We start from the raw sequence: 20,978 nt of genomic DNA, 5'->3' as shown, positions 1-20,978 counted from the left end.
ATCGGCCCGGGCGGCCGGCGGCCGTGTTGGAGTTTACATAATGGACATTATCAGACTCCCGCTACGCACGAACGCGCGGCAAGCGGCAAACGATCCCCGCCGAGACCTTCTCGCGTGGAGCCCCTAGGCTCCCGGCTCGTCCCGGCCCCGGCGAAGCTCGGCCAAAAGCTCCTCGAGAGCCAAGATGAGGTCGTTCTCTTCCACGACCTCCTGCCTAAAGCTGAGAGACACGCTGAACCGGCCATCGCCCGACCGAAACCGGAACACGTGAGCCTTCATCCCGGCTTCCTGCCTGGTGGCGCCCGTTTCGGCCGCGGCCGCCTCTGCTTCGTGCTCATCCGCGAGGGATCGCCGTTTCCGGATCTCGGCGCGAATCTCCGCGCGCGTCAGGCCGTGCTCCGCGATCCGTTCCAGCATCCGGATCATCGAAGCCTCCGAGCCCAGCTTCATCACCTCGAGCAGAATGGACTTGCTCGACGCCACGCCGAGCTCGGCGGCGGTTTCGCGCGCGGCTCCGGGCATGCGCAGGAGCCCGAGGGATTCCGTGACACTGACCCGGGACCGGCCGACCGCGGAAGCGACCCGATCGTGCGTGTAGCCATGGCGTTCGACCAGGGCTCTCAGGCCCTCGGCTTCCTCGAACGGCGTCAGATCGGCTCGCTGGAGGTTCTCGACCAGGGCGATTTCGAGGGCGTCTCGGGGAGAGACCTCCATCTCGATCAACGGAATCTCGCTGAGTCCGGCCTGCCGCGCCGCGCGGAAGCGGCGTTCACCGGAGATGATCCGGTACCGGCGGTAGGTCCCCCCGTCCGGGCCGACCTGGTCGATCGGCCGCGCCAGGATCGGTTCTAGCACGCCTCTGGCGCGAATCGAGGCGGTCAGGCCGTCCAGGCTTCCGAGTTCGCGCCGAGGCTGATCCGGGTCGGGCTCAATTCGGGCCACAGGCACCATCCGGCCGACCGGGCGGCCGTCGGGACGGCGAACTTCCCCGACAGTGTGTGCGGTGTCAGGTCTGGTCTCGCCTTCCTTCGTCGGCATCGGCCGGCTACATCTCGTACTTTCCCAACGCCTTCGGGTCGAGTTCCTCCAGCCACTTCTTCATCTTCTTCTCGTCCGCTCCCGCCGTGGGGGTCTGGCCGGCGCCATCGCTCTGGTCGGACTGCTTGACGCGCGCGAGATCGGCCACGGATTGCCGGACGAAGAGTGGCGCACCGGCGCGCAGGGCGAGGGCAATGGCGTCGCTGGGCCTTGCATCGAGAAGGCGATGCTCGCCGGTTCGTTCGACGAGCTCGACCACCGCCAGAAACGTGTTTCCCTCGATCGCTCTCACGACCACCTCGATGACCTCGGCACCCACCAGGTCGAGAGCGTTCTTCAGCAGGTCGTGAGTCATCGGCCGGCCGGGATCGCGGCCCTCGATCGCGAGCTGGATGGCGCCCGCCTCAAAGATCCCGATCCAGATCGGAACGACGGAGCTCTCTTCCGGGTCATGCTCGTGCAGGCGCAGGATCACGATCGGCTGGTTGGAGTTCGGCTCCATCATCAGGCCGTGAACCTCGGCCGGGATCTTCCGGTCCTCGGATTCCCCGCGGGTCGACTGAGCCTTGACCTCGTCCGCCGTCATCCCGGTCATCCTACGCCACTGGCGAGAAGTTCGCCCATCAGGGAGTGGTCGTAGGCTTGAAGCGTCCGGACCCGTACCAGCGAGCCCGTTTCCACGGGCCGGTCGGCGACCGAAAAGTGGACGATCCGGTGACAGTCCGTTCGCCCGGACTGGTGTCCGGCACGCCGACTCCAACCGGTAACGAGGAGGTCGAACTCCGCGCCCACGAGTTCCTCGTTCAGCGCGCGCTGGATCGGGGACTGTGCCTTGAAGACACGCTGCAACCGTTGGTCGGCGACCTCGCGGGGCACCTGGTCCGGCGCCGGTAGCCGGATAGCCGCCGTGTTCGGCCTGGGGCTGTACTTGAACGCGAACACCGTCGCGAAACGTACCGTTTCGACCAGCTCCAGGGTGCGCTGGAAGTCCTCTTCGGACTCGCCCGGAAAACCGACGATCAGGTCGGTGGACAGTGCGAGGCCCCCGCGTGCCGCTCGCAGGCGGTCTACCAGCGCGAGGTACTCCTCAACCGTGTATCCCCTGCCCATCCGGCGCAGCACGCGATTCGATCCCGACTGCACCGGCAGGTGAAGGTAGGGCGAGATGTTCTCGTGGCGGGCTACGGCGCGGATCATCCGGTCCGTGAAGTCGCGCGGATAGGAGGTCACAAAGCGCAGGCGCTTCAGGCCAGGCAGGACGGCGGCTGCGTTCAGCAGGTCGGCGAAGTCCCGGTCCCGGCCGCTGCCGAGTGGCGGCGCAGGTTCGCGCCAGTGGTTCACGGTCTGGCCCAGGAGTTCGATCTCCACGAAGCCGTAGTCCAGAAGATGCTCGATCTCGCGCAGGATGTCCGCCATCGGCCGGCAGCGCTCCGCTCCCCTTGTGTTCGGGACGACGCAGAAGGTGCAGCGCTTGTTGCAGCCCTCGATGATCGTCACCATGCCCTTGTGAGCGGTGTCCCGGCTGATCGCCTCGAAGTCGTACGGACGGTCCTCCGGGAAGCCAACCGCCAGGACGCGCTCTCCGTTGCGGCTGCGTCCGAGAACCGACCCGAGTTCCCCTACGCGGCCGGTACCGACGACGAAGTCGAGATCGGGAATCCGGCGCAACGCTTCTTCGCCCTCCTGCTGAGCCACGCAGCCGCAGAATCCGATCCTGAGGTTCGCACGGAGCCGTTTGAGCAGCCGGTACTCCCCCAGCCGGGAGTAGGCCTTCTGGGCCGCCTTCTCGCGAACCGAGCAGGAGTTCAGGAGGATCAGGTCGGCCTCTTCGAGTGCGCGCGTCGGCAGCATGCCCTGCTGCATCAACTGCCCGGCCATGCGCTGGCTGTCCAGTTCATTCATCTGGCAGCCCCACGTCTCAATATAGAAGCGTTCCACGGCGCGGAGATTACTACTCCCGCGGCCGGAAGCCGGCGGGCCGCGGGTCCCACAGGACCGCGCCGTCCCTAGACCGCGGACGCGTGAGCCCCGGCGAGAAGTTCCCGGACTTCGCCGGCGGTCGATGCGGCGACACAGCGTCTGGCGAGCTCCTCCGCGTCGCCGATGTCCACCGTGCGGACGACCTCCTTGGCCAGCGGAATGTTCCGCGGACTCATCGAGAGTTCACGCAGGCCCAGGCCAAGCAGCAAGGGCACGCACTCGGGGCTGGCGGCCATTTCGCCGCAGAGGGCCACCGGCACCCTCTGGCGCCGGCCGGCCTCGACGACGAGCTGAATCATGCTCAGAACGGCCGGATGCAAGGGCTGGTAGAGGCTGGTCACCTGCTCGTTCGTCCGGTCGACCGCCAGCGCGTACTGGATCAGGTCGTTCGTGCCGATCGACAGGAAGTCCACCTCGGCGGCGAGTTGACGGGCGATCAGAACCGTCGCCGGCACCTCGACCATGGCGCCGATCTCGACGTCCCGCCGGTGGTCGGTTCCTTCGGCCGTCAGCTCCGAGCAGACTTCCGCACAGAGGCTGCGCAGCGCCCGGATCTCCTCCACCGCCGTCACCATCGGAACCATGATGCGCAGATTGCCGAAAGCAGCCGCGCGAAACAGGGCACGCAACTGGCTGCGGAAGATGTCGGTGCGAGCCAGAGTAAGCCGGATGCCGCGCAGACCAAGAACCGGGTTCTCCTCCTCCAGCTCGTCAAGGCCGCGCGCAGTCTTGCTTCCGCCCAGGTCGAGCGTACGGACCACCACCGGCCGAGGCGCCAGAGCTTCGAGGAGCCCCCTGACGACGGCCAGGTACTCCTCCTCCGTGGGCAGATCCGGACTCTTCTCGAGGTAGAGGAACTCGCTCCTGTAGAGACCGACGCCGGCCGCACCGAAGCGCTGCACGTCCTCGAACTCCTCGGGGATCTCCACATTGGCGAGCAGCTCGACTCCGACGCCGTCGCGGCTTCTTGCCGGGAGTTTTCTCGCCGCCGTCGTGAGCACCTCTTCCTTCTGCCGGCGGCGGCGCTGTAGGACCCCGTAGAGCTCGAGGGTCTCAGGCGTCGGGTGCAGCGTGAAGCGTCCTTCTTCCCCGTCGACGATCACCGGATCGTCATCGGCAACGCGGTTCGTGATGTCCACGATGCCGGTGACCAGGGGAACGTCCAGTGCGCGGGCGACGATGGCCGTGTGGGAGTTGGCACCTCCGACCTCGATCGCGAAGCCCACGGCGCCGCGACGGCCCAGGCGCAGCACCTCGTCCGGCGTCAGTTCGTGGCTGACGACGACGACACTCCGATCGAAATCCACGCCGACGCCGGGGCTGCTCTTCTTGCCGGCCAGGGCGCGCAGAAGGTAGCGGGTGACGTCGCGCAGATCTTCGCCGCGCTCGCGCAGATGCTGGCTCTTGACCTGTGCGAACTTCTCGCCGAGGTCGTCGGCTACCGCCTGTACCGCCCACTCGGCGTTGACTCGATCTTCCCGAATCGTCTGATCGATCCTGCGCGCAAAGGAGGAGTCTCGCAGGATCACCGAATGGGCATGGAAGATGGACGCCAGATCGCTGCCGAACGTTTCCGCTATCCGGCTTTCGGTGGCTTCCAGCTCGACCTCGACGGCCCTCACGGCGGCGCGGAAACGTTCAACCTCCCGGTCCAGGTCGTGGCTGCGGACCGGCACGCGCAGGACCTGGACACCGTGACCGCGAAGGCACACGGCCGGCCCGATCGCGACGCCCGGGGCGGCGGCCGCTCCCTGCAGCGTCTCCTGGACGGTCGGCGTGCCGGACGGCCCGTTCAAGCCTCCTCCCCGAAGCGGGCCCGGATCAGATCGCAAAGGGCTTCCATGGCGGCGTGCTCGTCCTCGCCGCGGCAGCGGATGGTGAGCCTGGCGCCGGGACCCGCACCGAGCAGCAGGACGCCGAGAATGCTCTTCGCCTCGGTCTCGCGACCGTTGGCACGCAGGACCACGCTCGACTGGAACTGGTTCGCCCTATGCACAAGCCTGGCCGCGGCCCGGGCATGAAGCCCCAGCTCGTTGACGACCTCGACGACACGCTCTCTCATCTGGCAGGCCGCGCCAGACCGGTCGCCGCCAGCTGGATGCTCTTGCGGCCGTTGCTCCAGGTCCAGTCCGCGAGATCCGGAAGGTCCAGATCGGGAGCGCCGCAGCACAGGCCGAGCACCATCGGCAGGTTGACGCCGGTAACCACGGCGGCCCTGGCCACTCCGGCGGCGCGCAGAGCGCTGTTGCAGGGAGTGTCGCCGAACATCTCGGTCAGGATCAGTACGCCCGAACCATGCTCCTGGTCGAGCTGGCGGATCCTGGCTTCGATCAGGCTGGCCGCTTGCTCCCGGCTGGCGCGCCAGTCGACGCAGAGCGCGTGAATCGGCGCGTTGCCGGCACTCGAGTGCTGGCCGGCAATCGCCTTCGCGGATGCGAGCAACTCGCGGGCCAGGTTGCCGTGCGAAACGATGAGGACCGGGACTGTCATGGGTCGGCGATGGCGGCTGTCCGGTGCCGCTCGACGTCGCGATGCTGCAGGCGGATCTGCCAGGAACCCGCCGCGAGACGATCCGCCACGGCTTCGGAGACCGCAACCGATCGGTGCCGGCCGCCGGTACAGCCGATCCCGACTGTCAGGTAGCTCCGCTTCTCGTCGCGAAACCTGGGCAGGAGGTAGGCGAGGAGATCCTCGAGGCGACCGACGAGTTCGCCGAACGCCGTGTGTCCATGCAGGAAGCGCTGGACTTCCGCGTCCGTGCCGGGCTTCTCCCGCAACTCCGCCACGAAGTAGGGATTCGGCAGGAATCGGACGTCGAACATCAGGTCGGCGCCTGAAGGAACGCCGAACTTGAAGCCGAAACTGACGATGTTGACCGTCAGTCCGCCGGCGTCGCTGGCGGCGAACTCGTTGTAGATGAGGGCTCGAAGTTCGTGAATGGTCGAATCCGTCGTGTCAAGAACCCGGGAGGCTCTACCCCGCAGCTCGGCGAGTTGCCGGCGCTCCCGGCGAATGCCGTCGATGACCCGCTCCCCCGCCGTCGTCAGGGGATGACGCCGCCGGGTCTCCGAGTAGCGCCGGACGAGGACGCCGTCGGAGCTGTCGAGGAACAGGAGTACCGGTTCGACTACTGCCGGATCCGCCTCGTCCAGGAGTCGGGGTAACTCCTCGGCCAGACCGGGAGTGCGAACGTCCGTGACCAGGGCGATCGCATCGAGGGAGGGTGCGGCGGCGGCCGGTTCGCGGACGAGGTGGCGCAGCAGGGGCAGCGGCAGGTTGTCGATGCAGTGATAGCCCAGATCCTCGAAGCAGCGGGCCACCGTGCTCTTGCCCGAGCCGGAAAGCCCCGTGATGACGAACAGGCGAACCGGCAACTCAGACACGCCCGTTGGCGCACAGTAGCTCGTAGATCTCCTGCGGCTTTCTCGCCTTGAGCAGGCGCTCCCGGCCGCCACGGTTCATCCACTCCGACACGGCCGCAAGCGCCTTGAGATGGCGGCCGGCGCTCTCCTGAGGCGACAGCAGGACGAAGAAGACCCGCACCGGCCGGCCGTCCTCGGCGCCATAGTCGACGCCCCGCCGCGAAATCGCGACCGCCAGCACGATGTCCCGCAAGCCACGGATCCGTCCGTGGGGCACGGCCAGGCCGTCTCCGAGCGCGGTGGAGCCCAGCTCTTCCCGCTCGCGCAGCGCCGACAGGACGACGTCCGGATCCGCCAGTCCGAGTATCCGACAGATGCGCTCGGTCAGGGCGCGCAGGGCGCCGTCCCGGTTCTTGGCCTCGAAGTCCGGGAAGATGAGTTGCGGCTTCGCCAAGCTTGCCAGATCCATCGTCGCTCCGCCGTTCCCTCTCAGCTCGTCTCAGAAAATCTGCTTGCGGTCGTTCGATGACGGAATACCAAGTTCATCCCGGTACTTGGCGACTGTGCGCCGGGCGATGTTAATCCCCTCCCGCTGGAGTTGTCGCGTCAAGGCCGAGTCGGAGAGCGGTCTGCGGCCGTCCTCGTCGCCGATCAGGTGCCGGAGTTTCCGTTTGACCGTCAAGGAGGAGATCTCCCTTCCCTGGTCGCAGTCGATGCCGCTGTGGAAGAAGAACTTCATCGGGTACAGACCCCGCGGCGTATGGATGTACTTGTTCGAGACGACGCGACTGACCGTCGACTCGTGCATTCCGATGTCGTCGGCAACATCGCGCAGGACCATGGGGCGTAGTTCGTCGATGCCGTGGTCGAAGAAACCACGCTGCTGTCGCAGGATCGACTCCGCCACTTTGTAGATCGTTCTCTGCCGCTGGTCCAGGCTCTTCATCAGCCACATGGCTGAACGCATCTTGTCCTTCAGGAACTCACGGGCCTCGGCCTCGCCTTCCTCGCGCTGAATGCGCTGCAGCATCGTCCGGTACGCCCGGCTGATACGCAGCTTCGGCAGGCCGTCGTCGTTCAACTGGATCGCCCACTCCCCTCCCGTCTTCACGGCGACGACGTCCGGCTCGACGTACTCCGTACGCTCGTGTGAGAAGAGCCGGCCCGGACGGGTCTCGAGGGCCTTGATCGCCTCCACGGGCGCCTCAAGGGCCGGCAGCGGCATGCGGAGACGTCGCGCGATCAGGCGAAACTGGCGCCGCGCGAGCAGTTCCCAGCACTCATCGACGATGCGATACGCCAGGCTCCCGGTTTCGCCCCGGGCCTCGAGTTGAGCCAGCAGGCACTCGGGCAGCGTGCCCCAGGCGATCCCCGGAGGATCGAAGGTCCGTACCAGGTCCAGTGCGCGGTTCACGTACTCGGCCGGATATCCGGGTACCGGCACGGGATCGTGTCCGGGTTCCGTCCCTTCGTTCCCCGGCGCCGCGGCGGCGTTTCCGTTTCCGGAGTGGTTGGCCGAGAAGGCCTCGGCCATCTCCCGGGCAATCGTGACCTCCGCCCGGTAGCGCTCGACCTCAGCGGGTCGGGCACCGAGGAGCTGGAGTTCCTCGATCGAGGCACGGAGGAACCCGTCCGCATCCAGGTTCCCGATCACCAGTTCCGCGATGTCCCGTAGCGGCGGCTTCGCATCGGAAAAACGCAACTGCCAGAGCAGGTGGTCGTAGAGGTCCGGATCCCGGCTGATGCTGTTCTCGAAGGGAACAGCTTCTCTCGTCTCGAAGGTGTTCGGGGCGGTCGACTCGGACCCCAGGTAGTCGTTGAAGTAGGCGTCGAGATCGATGTCCAGCATCGACGGCTCTTCTTCCGGGCCCTGTTCCTCTGCGTCTTCGGAGTCTTCCTGGTCCCCGACATCCTCGAGCATCGGGTTCTCCACCATTTCCTGGTTGAGGACGCCCTGAAGCTCCAGCCGCGTCATCTGCAGCAACTTGATCGCCTGCTGCAGGGACGGCGTCATCACCAGCCGCTGGGCCAGCTTGAGCGAGAGCCTCTGTTGGAGCACCATGATCGCTTACCGAATGGGGCGGTCCTTGGGGCGGTGGAGTCTTCCGGGAATCGGTCGTGTCGAGCTGCGAAGAGCGGCTCGTTCTTCCGCTCTGCCGCAACTGTGTGCCGGCCTGTCCATCCCAGCAAAAGTAATGCCAAGCCGACGGTATCACCACCGCGGCAGGTGCCGGCCCTCAGAGACTGAACTCGGCGCCGAGGTAGATCTTGCGGACTGTTTCATCCGCCGACAACTCCGCCGGAGTGCCGGTGCGAAGGATCCTGCCGTCGTTGATGATGTAGGCGCGGTCGGTGATTCTGAGGGTCTCGCGGACGTTGTGGTCGGTGATCAGGACCCCGATGCCCATGTCCCGAAGTTGACGCACGATCGCCTGGATGTCGAGAACGGCGATCGGATCGATTCCGGCGAACGGCTCGTCGAGAAGGATGAAGCTGGGGCCGATCGCCAGCGCGCGGGCGATCTCCAGGCGACGTCGTTCGCCCCCAGAGAGCTGATTCCCCCTTGAGCGCCGCACCGCGACGAGATCGAAGTCGGCGATCAGCTGGTTCATCCGGCGCCGCTGCTCGGCGCGGCGAAGACCGAGGGTCTCGAACACGGCGCGGAGGTTGCCTTCGACCGACAGTCGCCGGAACACGGATGGCTCCTGCGGGAGATAGCTGATGCCCTGCTGCGCCCGGAGGTACATGGGCAGGTCGGTAATCTCGGTGTCATCGAAGAACACCCGGCCCTGGTCCGGTCGAGTCAGTCCGACGACGATGTAGAAGGTCGTCGTCTTGCCGGCGCCGTTGGGCCCGAGCAACCCGACGACCTCTCCCTGGGCGACCTCGATCGACACGTCCTGGACGACGGGCCTGCCCCGGTACACCTTCCGCACGTCCTGGGTGCGGATGCGGTGGCGGGATGCGGACGGTTCCGTCACGGGCCGGCGGCTCCGGCAGCCGCACTGCCGGACGGCCTCATCTCGTAGCGGCGCTCGTCGATCCAGTAGTTCAGGCCGGGTCCCCGCAACTCGTCCGTACCCCCACGGAACACGACGTTGCCGGAGAACCGGATCACCCGCTCGGTAAAGGCGTAGACGGCACGGTTCGCCTCTACTGAGCGACCGTAACCGGCGTCGTCGAGCCGAGCGCTGCCGAGGCAGAAGAGCGTCTGCGCCTCGGTTCCCGCCCTCGCGGTGTCCTGGTCGCCGGGGATCGCTTCGATCGTCAGTTCGTCGCACTCCAGATTCTGCTCGCCCAGAACAGCAGCGGCCCCTCCGCTGTAACGCAGCTCTCCCCGGTCTTCGTCGTAGTTCATGCGGGCCGCGGAGATCGACCACCGCTCTGTCGCGCCCTCCGTCCCGGTTTCGCCGACGGTTGCGGTTTCTGCCAGCGGCCGGGAGTGCCAGACAGTCCGCACGTCACCGTTCGCGACCATCCGGCCGCGGTCCTCCGTGATGCGCAACTGGGCCGCCGCGAGGAGGTCGGGGCCGCGTCGCACCTCCACGCCGTCGCGAAACCGGCTCTCACCCGCTTCGCAGAGCACCGCTTCACCGGCCGTGATGACCGAGGCACCGGCATCGGAAGCGGCTCCGCCGAAGGGCAGTGCGCCAGCGCCGGCGTCGCCGCTGCCGTCGAGCGTGAGGCGCACTCCTCCACTCGCCTCGGCACATCCGTTCCCCTGGTCGAAGAGGACCCTGTTGCCTTCGAGTTCTCCCTGGGAGAGAACCAGCTTTGCGGGCTGGCCACGAAAGTCGACGCGTTGCGTCGAGGGATCGATCATCGCCTCGTCGGCGCGGGCGAACACCGTCGTTTCGCTTCGATCGGTCAGTTCTACGTTGCCCCCAAGGGTCAGTTCGACAAGGACACCTACCTCGTCGAAGCGTCCGGCGGCAACGACGCTCGATGCCTGTCGGAGCGGAAGTTCCCTGTCCGGCACGCGTTCGTGAAGCTCGACCCTGCCCCGCGACGAGAACTCGGCCAGCAGGCCATCCAGGAAGCTGAACTCGAGGAACCTTGCCCGGACGCGGCGCTGCGATCCGTCTCCGTAGTCGATCCGCAACACGGCGGGTCCGCCCCAGCCCGGACCGCTCAGGTCGATCCGGCTCGGAGACTGGGCGTCGTCGAATCGGACGTCCAGGGCATCACCACGCAGGACGAGGGTGGATTCCCCGGCCAGACGGCCAGTGCCTTCGACGTCGGGTTCCGTGGTTTCGAGCGGAGCCCTCAACTCGATCTCACCGCGCGCCTGGAGCCCAGCCAGGCCACCGGCCTCCCCCTCATGCAGGGTCAACGAGCGGGCCGCCAGCGTGAAGCGCCCGATCTCCATCCCGGCTCCGCCGAGCGCCCGTACGATTCCCTCGCGCCAACGGTACTCCAGGGTCTCGGCGGCCAGGGAGAGCGATGGGGATGGGTCGGCCTCGACGCCACTGTCGGACTCCTCCGCGCCGACCAGACGAACGCCGCCGCCCATACGGGCTATCTCCTCGCGGAAGTTCATCCGCAGGTCGTCACCCTGAACCGTGACACCCTCGAAACTGAAGCGGCTGTCGTCCGCCGCGGTCAGGACCATGCCCCCTTCGGCCAGCTCCATCCAGTCGGTATCGACAGCCAGACCGTTGGTCCCCTGGAGAGAAACCGAGCCCTCGAGGTGGGTCGCGCTCGTCTCCTCGTTGTAGGTCGCGCGGTCCGCGCGGAGCGAGTAGTGGTCATCGCCTTGCGGGTAGTCGACCTCGACCTGGCTGAGGTAAACGTTGCCCTGATCGTCCGAACTCGTCTGAGCGCCGCGGATCCGGAACACCTCGATGCCCTCGCGCTCGAGCGTCGACTCGAACTCCTCCGCGCTGAGCTGGGCGGATTCGGCGATCTCCTCCGTTTCTTCAACGGCCTCGAGGGTTTCGTCGGCGACAACCGCCGGGTCGGCGGCGGCCCGTTCCTCCCGTCCCTGCAGGAACATCGCGGTCAGACCGCCGACGCCGGAAACCAGAACCAGCAGGAGCACGGCCCTCAGCAGGCGGTTGCGCAGTTGCCTGCGTCTGCCGAAGTTGGGTGCCCGGCGCCGCTTCGGTCCGTAGGCGGAGCCGGGCCCTTCTGCCGGGGACGTCGCCTCCAGGGAGGTCGACTCCTGGGGCTCGTCACGGGCGTCCGGCGTCATGGCGACATTCTACGTTCCGGCACCTGGTGGTTTCCGATCCGCCGGGCGTCTTCGATTCTCACAACAGGGCCGCCCTGGTAGGAATCCCACTCCACGGCTCCGAGAACCTCGAAACGTCCGTCGAGATCGGCCGCCCGCTCCTTCCAGCCCCATCCGAGCAACCAGACGGGGCTGCCCCTTTCCGAACCCTCACCGCCCGCCGCCCGGACGCGCAGCTTGACGTGGCCCTGGCCGAACTCACGCGGCCGCCCGAGCCGTTCGAGCGGACCGAGCCGGATCAGGGGCCGCCGGTTCCCTTCTCCGTGCGGCTCCAGTCGCGCCAACTCCGCGTAGAGATCGGAACCGATCTGTTCGGCGGAAAGCGCCAGTTCGTACTCGCGCCGGCGCACGAGGGTTCCCGGCGGCCACTCCGCGGCTTCCTCCATTGCGTCCCGGAGGTCCGGTAGCTCGGAAACCGCCACGGAAAGGCCAATTGCCTGGGGATGACCTCCGAACCGGGTCGTCCGATGCTCAAAGCCGGCGACGAAGGAATGAAGGTCGAGATGCGGAATGCTCCGGCCTGATCCGGTGCCGGCGTCTCCGTCCACTCCCAGGAGAATCACGGGCCGGTGGAACTCGCGCGCGAGACGTCCGGCAGCGATCCCCACCACACCGCGATGCCACTCCGAACTCCAGGCCACGAGAATCCCCGGCAGCGGCTCACGGGCCGCGAAGAGGTCGGCGGCCTCTTTGACGACCCTCCGCTCCTCGGCCTGACGGTTGCGGTTCAGGGCGTCGAGCTCGCCTGCGAGCTGGTCCGCCTCCGCCGAATCCCTGGTCAGGAGCAAGCGAAGCGCGAGGCCGGCGTCGGCGAGCCGTCCGGCGGCGTTGATCCGCGGTCCGAGGCGAAACGCGACCTCGGTCGACGATACGGAGCCGGCGACGCGCGCCACGCGCTTCAGCGCCCGCAGTCCCGGTGAGCGCGCCTCCGAGAGGGCTCGCAGGCCAAGCGCGGCGATCACGCGGTTCTCTCCCACCAGTGGCACGACGTCGGCGATCGTCCCCAGGCACGCAACGCGCAGCAAAGCAGCCAGCGGCTCGTGCCGACCGCCTCGCCGCAGCAACGCCTGTGCCAGTTTGAAGGCGAGTCCCGCCCCGCAGAGGTGCCGGAAGGGATAGTCGCAGTCGTCCTGGAGCGGATTGATCTGGATCGCCTGCGAGGGAAAGTCGCTGCCGACCACGTGGTGGTCGGTCACGATCACGTCGATGCCGCGTTCGATCGCCGCCAGCACCGCATTGGCGGAAGTCGTTCCGCAGTCCACGGTGACGATCAGGGAAACGCCGGCGAGGTGGGCCTTCTCCACCTGAAGCGTCTGGAAGCCGTAGCCTTCCGTGAGACGGTTCGGCAGGATCGGCACAACCTGCGCTCCGAGCGCCCGTAGGACCGCGGTGAGGAGAGCGCAGGCGGTCACGCCATCCACGTCGTAGTCCCCGACCACGGCCACCGTATGGCTGTCGCGACAGGCCGCCTGCAATCGCTCCACCGCTTCCTCCATGCCGTGCAGCAGGAAGGGATCGTGGAGCCCGCGCCGATGGGGCGTCAGGAAGGCGTCGGCTTCCGAAGGCGTACTGACGCCTCTACGGGCGAGCGGCGCCGACAGCAGGCCGTAGCCCGCCTCCGCCAGCGTCCCGGCTGCTCCGGGCGTCGCTTTCTCCAGCCACTCCACCGTGTCCGTTCGTCTCTCCTCCACGACAGGTCGACCCGTCACATCAGGTCCTGGGGGTCGACGTCGACCGTGAGGTCGGCCGCCGGCGCAGGCGCCACTGCTCTGGCCAGACTCCTCAGCTCCGCCCCGTTTGCCGAGCGCATCAGGAACTGAAAGCGCCATTGCCCCTTGAGGCGCTCCAGGGGAGCCGGTGCGGGCCCGGAGAAGCGGACCCGCGCAGCGAGTTCGTGCCTGCGGGCCGCGGCGGCGAACTCCTCGATCCGGGAACGGCCCCGATCACGGTTCCGATCGCGAACGACGAACTGGACCATGCGGGTGAACGGCGGGTAGTGGAAGGTCCGGCGAAAGCGCATTTCGTGGTGGGCGAAGGCCTCGTCGTCCTGGTTCAGGACGGCCTGAATCGCGTAGTGGTCTGGATGGTATGTCTGAATCACGAAGCGGCCGGCACGCTCGCCTCGACCGGCGCGGCCGGCAAGCTGCGTCAGAAGCGCGTAGCTCCGTTCGGCCGCGCGGAAATCCGGGAACCCGAGGTAGGAGTCGGCGGCCAGCACGGCCGCGAGAGCGACGTTCGGGAAGTGGTGTCCCTTGGAGACCATCTGGGTGCCGATCAGTATCTCGGTGCGCCCGGAGCGAAACCGTTCGAGCACCGCGGCGGCGCCTCCGACGCGACGTGTCGTGTCGCGGTCCAGCACGTCCACGGCAGCCTCCGGAAACCGCTTCCGGACCTCCTCCTCCACCCGCTCCGTGCCCGCCCCGATCGCTTGCAGCGCGTCCTCTCCACATTCGGGACAGACGCGCGGAACCGGAGCGTGGCCGCCGCAGTAGTGGCAGATCAGCCGGCCTTCGCGGCGGTGGTAGCTCTTCGGCAGGCCGCAGTCTTCGCAGGGCATGTTCTCGCCGCAGGCGCGGCAGAGCAGTTGCGGCGAGTAACCGCGACGGTTGCGCAGCAGGATGACCTGCTCGCCGCGCTGCAGACTGCTCTCCACCTCCTGGACCAGCAGCCGCGAGAAGGCGACGTCGCCGGGCCGGCGAGGCCGATCACCGGGTTCCTTGCGCAGGTCGACGAGGATCGCCTCGGGAAGCGCACCGACGCCAACCCGTGCGGTCAAACGAAGCTCGCGATATCGACCCCGCTCGACGTTCAGGCGGGTTTCAAGACTCGGCGTCGCGGAAACCAGGAGAGCTGTCGCCGCCGACGTCCGAGCTCGCACGAGAGCAAGGTCCCGGCCGCTGTACCGTGGCCGCGTGTCCTGCTTGTAGGCGCCGTCCTGTTCCTCGTCGACGACGATCAGGCCAAGCTTCCGGACCGGGGCGAAGATCGCTGACCGCGGTCCGATCACGACTCGAGCCTCGCCGTCGCGGATCCGCTCCCACTCCTGGCGTCGTTCAGCGCTACCGAGGTTCGAGTGCAGCATCGCGACCCGGTCGTGGAAGCGTTCCTGAAGTGCGCGCGCCAGCGCGGGTACCAGTGCGATTTCCGGCACGAGGATGACAACGGACCGGTCCTCCTGCAGGGCGGCAGCGGCCCCCCGCAGATACACCTCCGTCTTTCCCGACCCCGTCATCCCGCCCAGGAAGCAGGGCCGGAAGCGACCGCTGCGGACCTGCTCCACGAGTTCCCGTGCGGCCGCCGCCTGATCGGGCCGTAGCGCGAACGGCGCCGTCGCGGCGTCCCCCTGGAGGCGATGGCGCCCCAGATCGATCGCGTCGATCTGGGTGAAGGAACGGAGGACGCCGAGCGTCACCAACCGGCGCACGACCGCCGCCGAACAACCGACTCCGTCGCGCACTTCCCGAATGGTGGCCGGCCGGCCGAGGGCCGCCAGGTACTCGACGACCGCCCTGCCGGCCGGCGAGCGGCCGCAACGGTCGAGCTGGCTCTTGCGGTCTCCCGGCGGCAGCTCGACCGCCTGGCGGTAGCGGGCGCTCCGTCCGCCCGGCTCGTGAATCCGAAGGTGTCCGCCTTCCCGCCAGCGATCGATCCGGTCCGGCAGTGTGGTGTCGCCGAGTTCGTCCCAGACTTCGGTCAGGGCGACCCGGCCCCGCTCCAGCAGAAACCGCTGGAACGCCCGGTCCGCCGGATCGCGGCAATCGGCCAGCGCCCCGCGGTTCGTGAGTTCCACGCGGCGGTCACCCCAGGCAGGAAACACTCCCGGCAGCAGGGACTTCAGCACTTCGCCGATCGGCGCCGCGTAGTAGGACGCCGTGAAGTCGGCGAGCCTCATCAAGTCGTCGGGCAGCAACGGCTCGAAGTCGATCACCGACTCGATCGATCGTAGTTCACTGTCCAGACCGGCGGGCGGCGCCGCCGGCAGATCGACGATCCAGCCGACCAGCCGGCGCCGCCCGACAGGTACCCGGACGCGCACTCCGACCCGGGCAAGCGCACGCCACGGCTGCGGCACCCTGTAGGTCAGGGGTTCGGGCAGCGGCAGCGGAACCGCGACGGCAGCGTACTCGGCCGCCTCAATCGTGGGCGGTGCGGTCCTCATTCAGGCAGTTTCCGCATACGCCGGCCGTCAACTGGGCCTCGGGCACGTGGACTCCGCAGCGCCGGCATCGGAGAAGGGCTTTCGGCTGGCCGCCTCTTGAGGTCGTCGCGGCACGGCTGCGCGGCGCTCCTCCGCTGGCGGTCGGACCGCCGCCTGCCGTTCGCCGGAAAACCTGCAGCAGCCTCAGCAGGGAACGCGCTTCCGCAGCTCGGGGCGACCGCAACGCCCCGCGGATCATCCGCGCGATCCACATCCACGCCAGCAGGATGGCGATCAGGATGACGAGGAGCCGTGTCACCGTCTCGCGAACCCGTTGCGGTCTTCGGGTTGAACGCCCGGCTTCTGATCGAACCTGCCCTGGTCGCGTGTCAGGAGTCGGGACCGCGGCGGCCGCTCGGGCTCAACTCGCCTTGGCCTTGGAGATCTTGTCCAGGCTGGTGGTAAGCGCCTTCTCGACCAGCTCCTCGGCGCTCTCTTCGCTGATTTCACGGACGTGAAGCACCTCACTCACGATGAAGTACCTGGCTTTCTCGTACATCTTCTTTTCACGGAACGAGAGGCTCTTCTTCTGACTCACCAGACGGAGATTCTTGAGGACCTCGGCAGCATCGGTCAACTCACCGGTCCGCATCTTGTCCAGGTTCTGCTTGTAGCGCCCCTTCCAGTCCTTGTAGACGTCGATGTTGCCGTCCTCAATCAGAGCGAGGAGGTCCTTGATCTCCCGTTCCTTGGCCAGGCGTCGCAGGCCGACGCGGTCCAGGTTCTCTTCGGGAACCATCACCTTGGAGTCGTTCGCCAGCAGGCGGAGGTGGTAGTAGGTCTGCTTCTCACCGCCATCCGGTGCGCTCACCGCGATTCGCTCTACTACACTGACCCCGTGGTTGGGGTACACGACCTTCTCACCCACTCGGAACACTCTGATCTCCCTTCAAACTGGTGGCAGGTGCACACTTCGGCAGGATCGCCGGAACGCCGTCTTCAGTTCCGGGATCGGCCGCGAGTTGCTTGTCTGGCGCTGTGTGCCTAAGTTACAGAAAATCACGCAGTTAACGGTCGCTGATTGTAGCCGTAGAGGGCTCTGGCGTCAAGTTGTTCCCGCCCCGTTTGCGCCACCGCCACACGGCTGGCTCTAAGTCACTGACACCGCTGGGTTTGACGGCTTCAGGCTGGAACAGGGGCTACCGGTCCTGCTACTGTCCTGACCTTGCTCCGCGCGAGCCCTCTGCTCGCGCAGCTTCGTGCCGGAGTGGCGGAATGGCAGACGCAGGGGACTCAAAATCCCCCGCCCCTTGGGGCGTGTGGGTTCGACTCCCACCTCCGGCACCATTGCTTTCCGCGTAGCGCGTCCCCTGTCGGGGACTCCAGTAACTCCTGCGCCCCTTGGGGCGTGTGGGTTCGACTCCCACCTCCGGCACCATTGCTTTCCGCGTAGCGCGTCCCCTGTCGGGGACTCCAGTAACTCCTGCGCCCCTTGGGGCGTGTGGGTTCGACTCCCACCTCCGGCACCATTGCTTTCCGCGTAGCGCGTCCCCTGTCGGGGACTCCAGTAACTCCTGCGCCCCCTGGGGCGTGTGAGTTCGACTCCCACCTCCGGCACCACCACTGTCCTTCGCTAGAGCCGCCAAACCTGTCGCGGGCTCCATGTTTGGCCCCAGCCTCCACCTTGCTGGCACCCTGCTCCTAGCTGTCGGCGTCGTCGACGAGTTCGATGCCTTCCTGCTCCAGCAGGACGCCGATCGCCCGGAAGTAGGCCAGTAGAGCGCGGCGGTAGCCCGTGATGGCCTCGACTTCGCGGCTGCGGGCCGCCGTCAGGTCCTCCTGGATCTCGAGGACCTGGAAGCTGGTCCAGAGCCCGTTCTCGTAGCGCTTCTGGGCGGCGTCCAGGTTCTTCTCCGCCAGTTCCCGCGACACCCGGGCCGAGTCGATCTGCTTGCCCGCTGTCTCCACGCCCCGCGCCGCTGTCCGCACCTCCGTCCGGATCGTCAGCATCAGGTCCTGCAGCTCCAGCCGTCCCTGGTCGAGCGCCAGGTCGGCAATCCGGCTCTGCGCCTTCGCCGAGCGGTTCTGGAGCGGCTTCGACAGGTTGAGACCCACGTTCCAGCCCTCGAAGACCTGGCCCAGAATCCCCTCGTAGAACTGACCGAGCGTCGACAGGAAGTCAAGCGAATCGACCCGGATGAACTCCTCCGGGCAGGGCTCGAAGAGATCCGCGATGCTGGGCGGACCAGGCCGCTCGCAGACGGTCCGGTCGCCGCCCAGTGCGTTCCGACCGTAGCTCACGCTCAGGTTCAGGTCGGGCTTGCGCTGGTTGCGGAGAAACGTGGAGTCGATCTCGAGCGTATCGATCCGGAGTTCCTGACGATCGATCTCGACCCGCTTGTTGAGCGCCGAAGTCAGCGACGCCTCCAGGTCGATCGCGACCCGTGAAATCTCGGGCGACGTCATCGGCACGATCTCCAGGTCCCAGAAGGACCGCTCGTCCAGATTCAGCAGCCGCCGCAACTCATCCGCCGCGTCCTGAACCTGGGCCTGGACCCGGATGATCTCCTCCTCGCGGGTCGCGATCCCGGCCTCGCTCTGAACGAGTTCGAGCGGCGCCAACGTCCCCACCTCGATCTGGATGCGGTTCATCTCGTGCAGCTCGCGGGCCAGCGCCAGACTCTCCTCCGCTACCTTGAGCTGTTCCAGACCCTCTACCAGCGCCCAGTAGCCGTTGGCCACGGTCTGCACGGTGTCGATGACCTGGACCGCGAGATCTCCCATGCTGATGTCGCTGTTCAGCCGGGCGACGGCCAGGTTCCGTTCGGTGATCCGCTTTCCCCGGTTCCGCAGCAGCGGCTGATCGAAGGCGAACTGCAGGCTGGACCGCAGGCTCGGGTTGATGTCCGAGAACCGCGAGTTGGACTCGAACCGGCTGTTCTGCCAGTTGATCGAGAACGTGCCGCCCGACGAAACCGGCTGCTGGAGTTCGACGTTCGCCGTCATCGTCTCATTCTCGGTGACCAGGGCGCCGTCGAGCTGTGAGGCCGAGGGCCGGCTGTCGCTGTTGACGCTGGTGTTGATCCCGAGCACCGTGTCGTAGATGCCGTACTGCTGGTTCACCTGGAACAGCGACTGGGAGCGCTGGTAGCGCTGGACCAGCAGTCCGAGGTTGTTCTGCAGGGCGATCGCGATCGCCTGGTCCAGTTCCAGCCGGAGCTGTCCATCGGCGATGTCCAGATCGGGTGCGATCGGCTCGGTAATCCAGGTTGAACCGACCTGTACCTGCCCCGCTGCCGGGGGGCTCCAGACCGCTGCCGGGACGAGGACGGTGCAGAGTGCGATGATCGGCGCCGCGGATCCGCGGACGCTCTGCTTTGGGAACAGGTTCATCGGGCTGTGGTCCTTCCTTCGACGGCGCCCTGACCGCGATGGTCACGGCGCGTCGTGTCTTTCCTCTTTGACGCGAGAGGCGCGAGGTTGTTTCAGCAACCCTACGCCGGATCGTCACGGAGCGCCGGCCTGGCGCGCCGGCGGGCAAGCCTAAGCGATGCCGCGGCGAGGCCCGCGGAGCCCCCGCCGAAGGGCTGTTCGGCGCCTGTCAGCCTTCGATCAGCCCCAGCGCGATAGGGCGCGCTTCCCCAAGCGTGCCGGCCTGCCGACCCGGTGGAAGATCGCGGAGAATGTCGAGCGTACGCAGGGTCCTCGCGACGGATCCCTTGAGGCCGCAGATGACGACGCCCGTCTCCTCGGCCGAGGCCACCTTGAGGAGGCGCTGAATCACCATGGCCGCGCTGTCGTCGAGGTAGACCGCCTCCGAGAAGTCGAAGATGACGACTTCGTGGTCCTTGATGTCGCCGCCGATCACGGTCGCCAGCTTGTTCGAGGAGGCGACCGTCAGGGTCCCCTTGAGCGCCACCAGGCCGACGCGCGCCGAGTAGGGGTCGACGTTCGCCCGTTCCTCGCCGTCGCTGAAGAACGTCCGGTCGAGGAGGGGCACCGAGACAACACTGTCGAGTTCGAGCCCCTCCAGGCGCCGGGCATGCGCCATCCCCGCCGCGATGAGACCCACGGCAACCGCGGTTACCAGGTCCACGAAGACCGTCAGACCCAACGTCAACAGCATGACGAAGAGATGCTCCCGACGAATCCGGTGGATGCGTGCGACCAGCGGCCAGTCGATGATGTCCCAGCCCACCTTCATCATGATCGCCGCCAGAACGGCGTGAGGAATCGGTTCGACGAGCGGCCCGAGGCCCAGAGCGAGGAGCAGGAGGAAGATGGCCCGCAGGGCGCCGGACACGGGTGTCGAGCCGCCGGCCCGGATGTTCACGACCGTGCCCATCGTGGCGCCGGCGCCCGGCAGGCCGCCGAACAGCCCGGAGACCATGTTGCCGATGCCCTGGCCGATCAGCTCGCGGTCAGGCTTGTGGCGCGTGCCCGTCAGCGAATCCGCCACCAGGGATGTCAGCAGGCTGTCGACCGACCCCAGCAGCGCGAGAATGAGGGCCGGCTGGAAGGCCTGCAGCAGGAAGCCCGCGCTCGGCAGACCGATCTTCAGCGTCGGCAGACCCGCAGGCACCTGACCGAGTGCCGGAGCACCGCTCAACCAGAGGATGCCCACGACGGAGCCGAGAACGAGGGCGAGCAGGGGTCCCGGGAGGTACCGCGAAAGCCGCCGGGGCCACAGAAAGCCGGCCGCCAGGGTGACGGCGCCGATGGCGAAGGCGCTCAGATTCGCCCCGGCCGCGGCCTCCGGAATGGCGCGAACGGCGCCCAGTGCACCACCCGCCGCGGGCGGCGCGCCGAGGAATGGCAGGACCTGGATCAGGATGACGATGACACCGATTCCGGACATGAAACCGGAAACGACGACGTAAGGCGTGTACACGACGAAGCGGCCGATCCGCGCCAGGCCCAGGAGCATCTGGAGCAGGCCGCCGAGGACGACGACGGTCAACGCCTCGGTGAGGTTGGATGCATGGGTCGTGAGGATGACCGTCATCGCGACGGTCATCGGCGCCGTGGGGCCCGAGATCTGGGACCGCGTGCCGCCAAACACGGCGGCGAAGAACCCGACGGCGATGGCGCCGTGCAGGCCAGCCACCGCTCCCATGCCGGAGGCGACACCGAGCGCCAGAGCAACGGGCAGAGCGACGACGGTGGCCGTCAGCGCTCCGAACAGGTCGCCACGGAAGGTCGCGACGTCGTACTTCACCCTGGAGGC

Annotated in this window: 17 protein-coding genes and 1 tRNA gene; 1 reads left to right on the top strand and 17 read right to left on the bottom strand. The window is 67.4% G+C overall.

The genetic code is table 11. From position 1 onward, the window contains the following. Positions 1 to 123 precede the first annotated feature (123 nt). The 15 genes from OXI49_08640 to OXI49_08570 all read right to left on the bottom strand — a co-directional run bounded on the left by OXI49_08640 (position 124) and on the right by OXI49_08570 (position 16,679). Positions 124 to 942 (bottom strand): ParB/RepB/Spo0J family partition protein, encoded by an 819-nt coding sequence (locus OXI49_08640; GenBank protein MDE2690566.1) that lies wholly within the window; start codon positions 940 to 942, stop codon positions 124 to 126. A gap of 103 nt (positions 943 to 1,045) precedes the next feature. After that, positions 1,046 to 1,624, bottom strand: a complete 579-nt coding sequence (locus OXI49_08635) for a bifunctional nuclease family protein (GenBank protein MDE2690565.1) — start codon at positions 1,622 to 1,624, stop codon at positions 1,046 to 1,048. A gap of 5 nt (positions 1,625 to 1,629) precedes the next feature. Next, positions 1,630 to 2,976 (bottom strand): tRNA (N6-isopentenyl adenosine(37)-C2)-methylthiotransferase MiaB, encoded by a 1,347-nt coding sequence (gene miaB, locus OXI49_08630; protein MDE2690564.1) that lies wholly within the window; start codon positions 2,974 to 2,976, stop codon positions 1,630 to 1,632. 68 nt (positions 2,977 to 3,044) lie between these two features. Next, positions 3,045 to 4,814, bottom strand: coding sequence for a phosphoenolpyruvate--protein phosphotransferase (gene ptsP / locus OXI49_08625; GenBank protein ID MDE2690563.1), 1,770 nt, complete (start codon positions 4,812 to 4,814; stop codon positions 3,045 to 3,047). Next, on the bottom strand, positions 4,811 to 5,080 hold the full coding sequence (locus OXI49_08620) for an HPr family phosphocarrier protein (protein MDE2690562.1): 270 nt from the start codon (positions 5,078 to 5,080) through the stop codon (positions 4,811 to 4,813). The genes ptsP and OXI49_08620 overlap by 4 nt, the downstream gene beginning before the upstream one ends. Then, the gene (locus OXI49_08615) at positions 5,077 to 5,508 is read right to left on the bottom strand and encodes a hypothetical protein (protein MDE2690561.1); all 432 of its coding nucleotides are present in this window, start codon (positions 5,506 to 5,508) and stop codon (positions 5,077 to 5,079) included. The genes OXI49_08620 and OXI49_08615 overlap by 4 nt, the downstream gene beginning before the upstream one ends. Next, positions 5,505 to 6,392: an RNase adapter RapZ gene (rapZ, locus tag OXI49_08610; GenBank protein ID MDE2690560.1), complete on the bottom strand. Its 888-nt coding sequence runs from the start codon at positions 6,390 to 6,392 to the stop codon at positions 5,505 to 5,507. Before rapZ ends, OXI49_08615 begins: the two co-directional genes overlap by 4 nt. A gap of 1 nt (position 6,393) precedes the next feature. Then, a complete protein-coding gene (locus OXI49_08605; GenBank protein ID MDE2690559.1) occupies positions 6,394 to 6,849 on the bottom strand; it encodes a PTS sugar transporter subunit IIA in 456 nt (151 codons plus the stop codon). A 30-nt stretch (positions 6,850 to 6,879) separates the two neighbouring features. Continuing rightward, entirely contained in the window at positions 6,880 to 8,439 is a 1,560-nt protein-coding gene (gene rpoN / locus OXI49_08600) for an RNA polymerase factor sigma-54 (GenBank protein MDE2690558.1), read from the bottom strand. Between the two features lie 178 nt (positions 8,440 to 8,617). Then, positions 8,618 to 9,361, bottom strand: a complete 744-nt coding sequence (gene lptB, locus OXI49_08595) for an LPS export ABC transporter ATP-binding protein (GenBank protein ID MDE2690557.1) — start codon at positions 9,359 to 9,361, stop codon at positions 8,618 to 8,620. Beyond that, positions 9,358 to 11,574, bottom strand: a complete 2,217-nt coding sequence (locus OXI49_08590; protein MDE2690556.1) for a hypothetical protein — start codon at positions 11,572 to 11,574, stop codon at positions 9,358 to 9,360. Before OXI49_08590 ends, lptB begins: the two co-directional genes overlap by 4 nt. Continuing rightward, positions 11,571 to 13,322, bottom strand: a complete 1,752-nt coding sequence (recJ, locus tag OXI49_08585; GenBank protein ID MDE2690555.1) for a single-stranded-DNA-specific exonuclease RecJ — start codon at positions 13,320 to 13,322, stop codon at positions 11,571 to 11,573. Before recJ ends, OXI49_08590 begins: the two co-directional genes overlap by 4 nt. Beyond that, positions 13,319 to 15,772, bottom strand: coding sequence for a primosomal protein N' (gene priA, locus OXI49_08580; GenBank protein ID MDE2690554.1), 2,454 nt, complete (start codon positions 15,770 to 15,772; stop codon positions 13,319 to 13,321). Before priA ends, recJ begins: the two co-directional genes overlap by 4 nt. Next, the gene (locus tag OXI49_08575) at positions 15,747 to 16,070 is read right to left on the bottom strand and encodes a hypothetical protein (GenBank protein ID MDE2690553.1); all 324 of its coding nucleotides are present in this window, start codon (positions 16,068 to 16,070) and stop codon (positions 15,747 to 15,749) included. Before OXI49_08575 ends, priA begins: the two co-directional genes overlap by 26 nt. 102 nt (positions 16,071 to 16,172) lie before the next feature. Beyond that, entirely contained in the window at positions 16,173 to 16,679 is a 507-nt protein-coding gene (locus OXI49_08570) for a CarD family transcriptional regulator (protein ID MDE2690552.1), read from the bottom strand. 333 nt (positions 16,680 to 17,012) lie between these two features. On the opposite strand from OXI49_08570, the gene OXI49_08565 reads away from it, so the two are divergent. Continuing rightward, positions 17,013 to 17,098, top strand: a tRNA-Leu gene (locus OXI49_08565). Between the two features lie 354 nt (positions 17,099 to 17,452). Here OXI49_08565 and OXI49_08560 read toward each other — a convergent pair. Next, positions 17,453 to 19,144 carry a TolC family protein gene (locus OXI49_08560; protein ID MDE2690551.1) on the bottom strand — a complete coding sequence of 564 codons (1,692 nt, stop codon included), beginning with the start codon at positions 19,142 to 19,144 and terminating at the stop codon, positions 17,453 to 17,455. A gap of 208 nt (positions 19,145 to 19,352) precedes the next feature. After that, positions 19,353 to 20,969, bottom strand: coding sequence for a SulP family inorganic anion transporter (locus tag OXI49_08555; protein ID MDE2690550.1), 1,617 nt, complete (start codon positions 20,967 to 20,969; stop codon positions 19,353 to 19,355). Positions 20,970 to 20,978 lie beyond the last annotated feature (9 nt).

Source organism: Acidobacteriota bacterium (genome assembly GCA_028875725.1).
Classification (GTDB): Bacteria; Acidobacteriota; Thermoanaerobaculia; order Multivoradales; family Multivoraceae; genus Multivorans.
This window is presented reverse-complemented; position numbering and strand designations above follow the sequence as displayed.

Excerpts from the sequence above, each read along its gene's own strand:
- OXI49_08560 (MDE2690551.1), bottom strand. The coding sequence starts at position 19,144 with ATGAACCTGTTCCCAAAGCAGAGCGTCCGCGGATCCGCGGCGCCGATC.
- priA (MDE2690554.1), bottom strand. The coding sequence starts at position 15,772 with ATGAGGACCGCACCGCCCACGATTGAGGCGGCCGAGTACGCTGCCGTC.
- OXI49_08615 (MDE2690561.1), bottom strand. The coding sequence starts at position 5,508 with ATGACAGTCCCGGTCCTCATCGTTTCGCACGGCAACCTGGCCCGCGAG.
- OXI49_08590 (MDE2690556.1), bottom strand. The coding sequence starts at position 11,574 with ATGACGCCGGACGCCCGTGACGAGCCCCAGGAGTCGACCTCCCTGGAG.
- OXI49_08635 (MDE2690565.1), bottom strand. The coding sequence starts at position 1,624 with ATGACGGCGGACGAGGTCAAGGCTCAGTCGACCCGCGGGGAATCCGAG.
- OXI49_08620 (MDE2690562.1), bottom strand. The coding sequence starts at position 5,080 with ATGAGAGAGCGTGTCGTCGAGGTCGTCAACGAGCTGGGGCTTCATGCC.
- OXI49_08605 (MDE2690559.1), bottom strand. The coding sequence starts at position 6,849 with ATGGATCTGGCAAGCTTGGCGAAGCCGCAACTCATCTTCCCGGACTTC.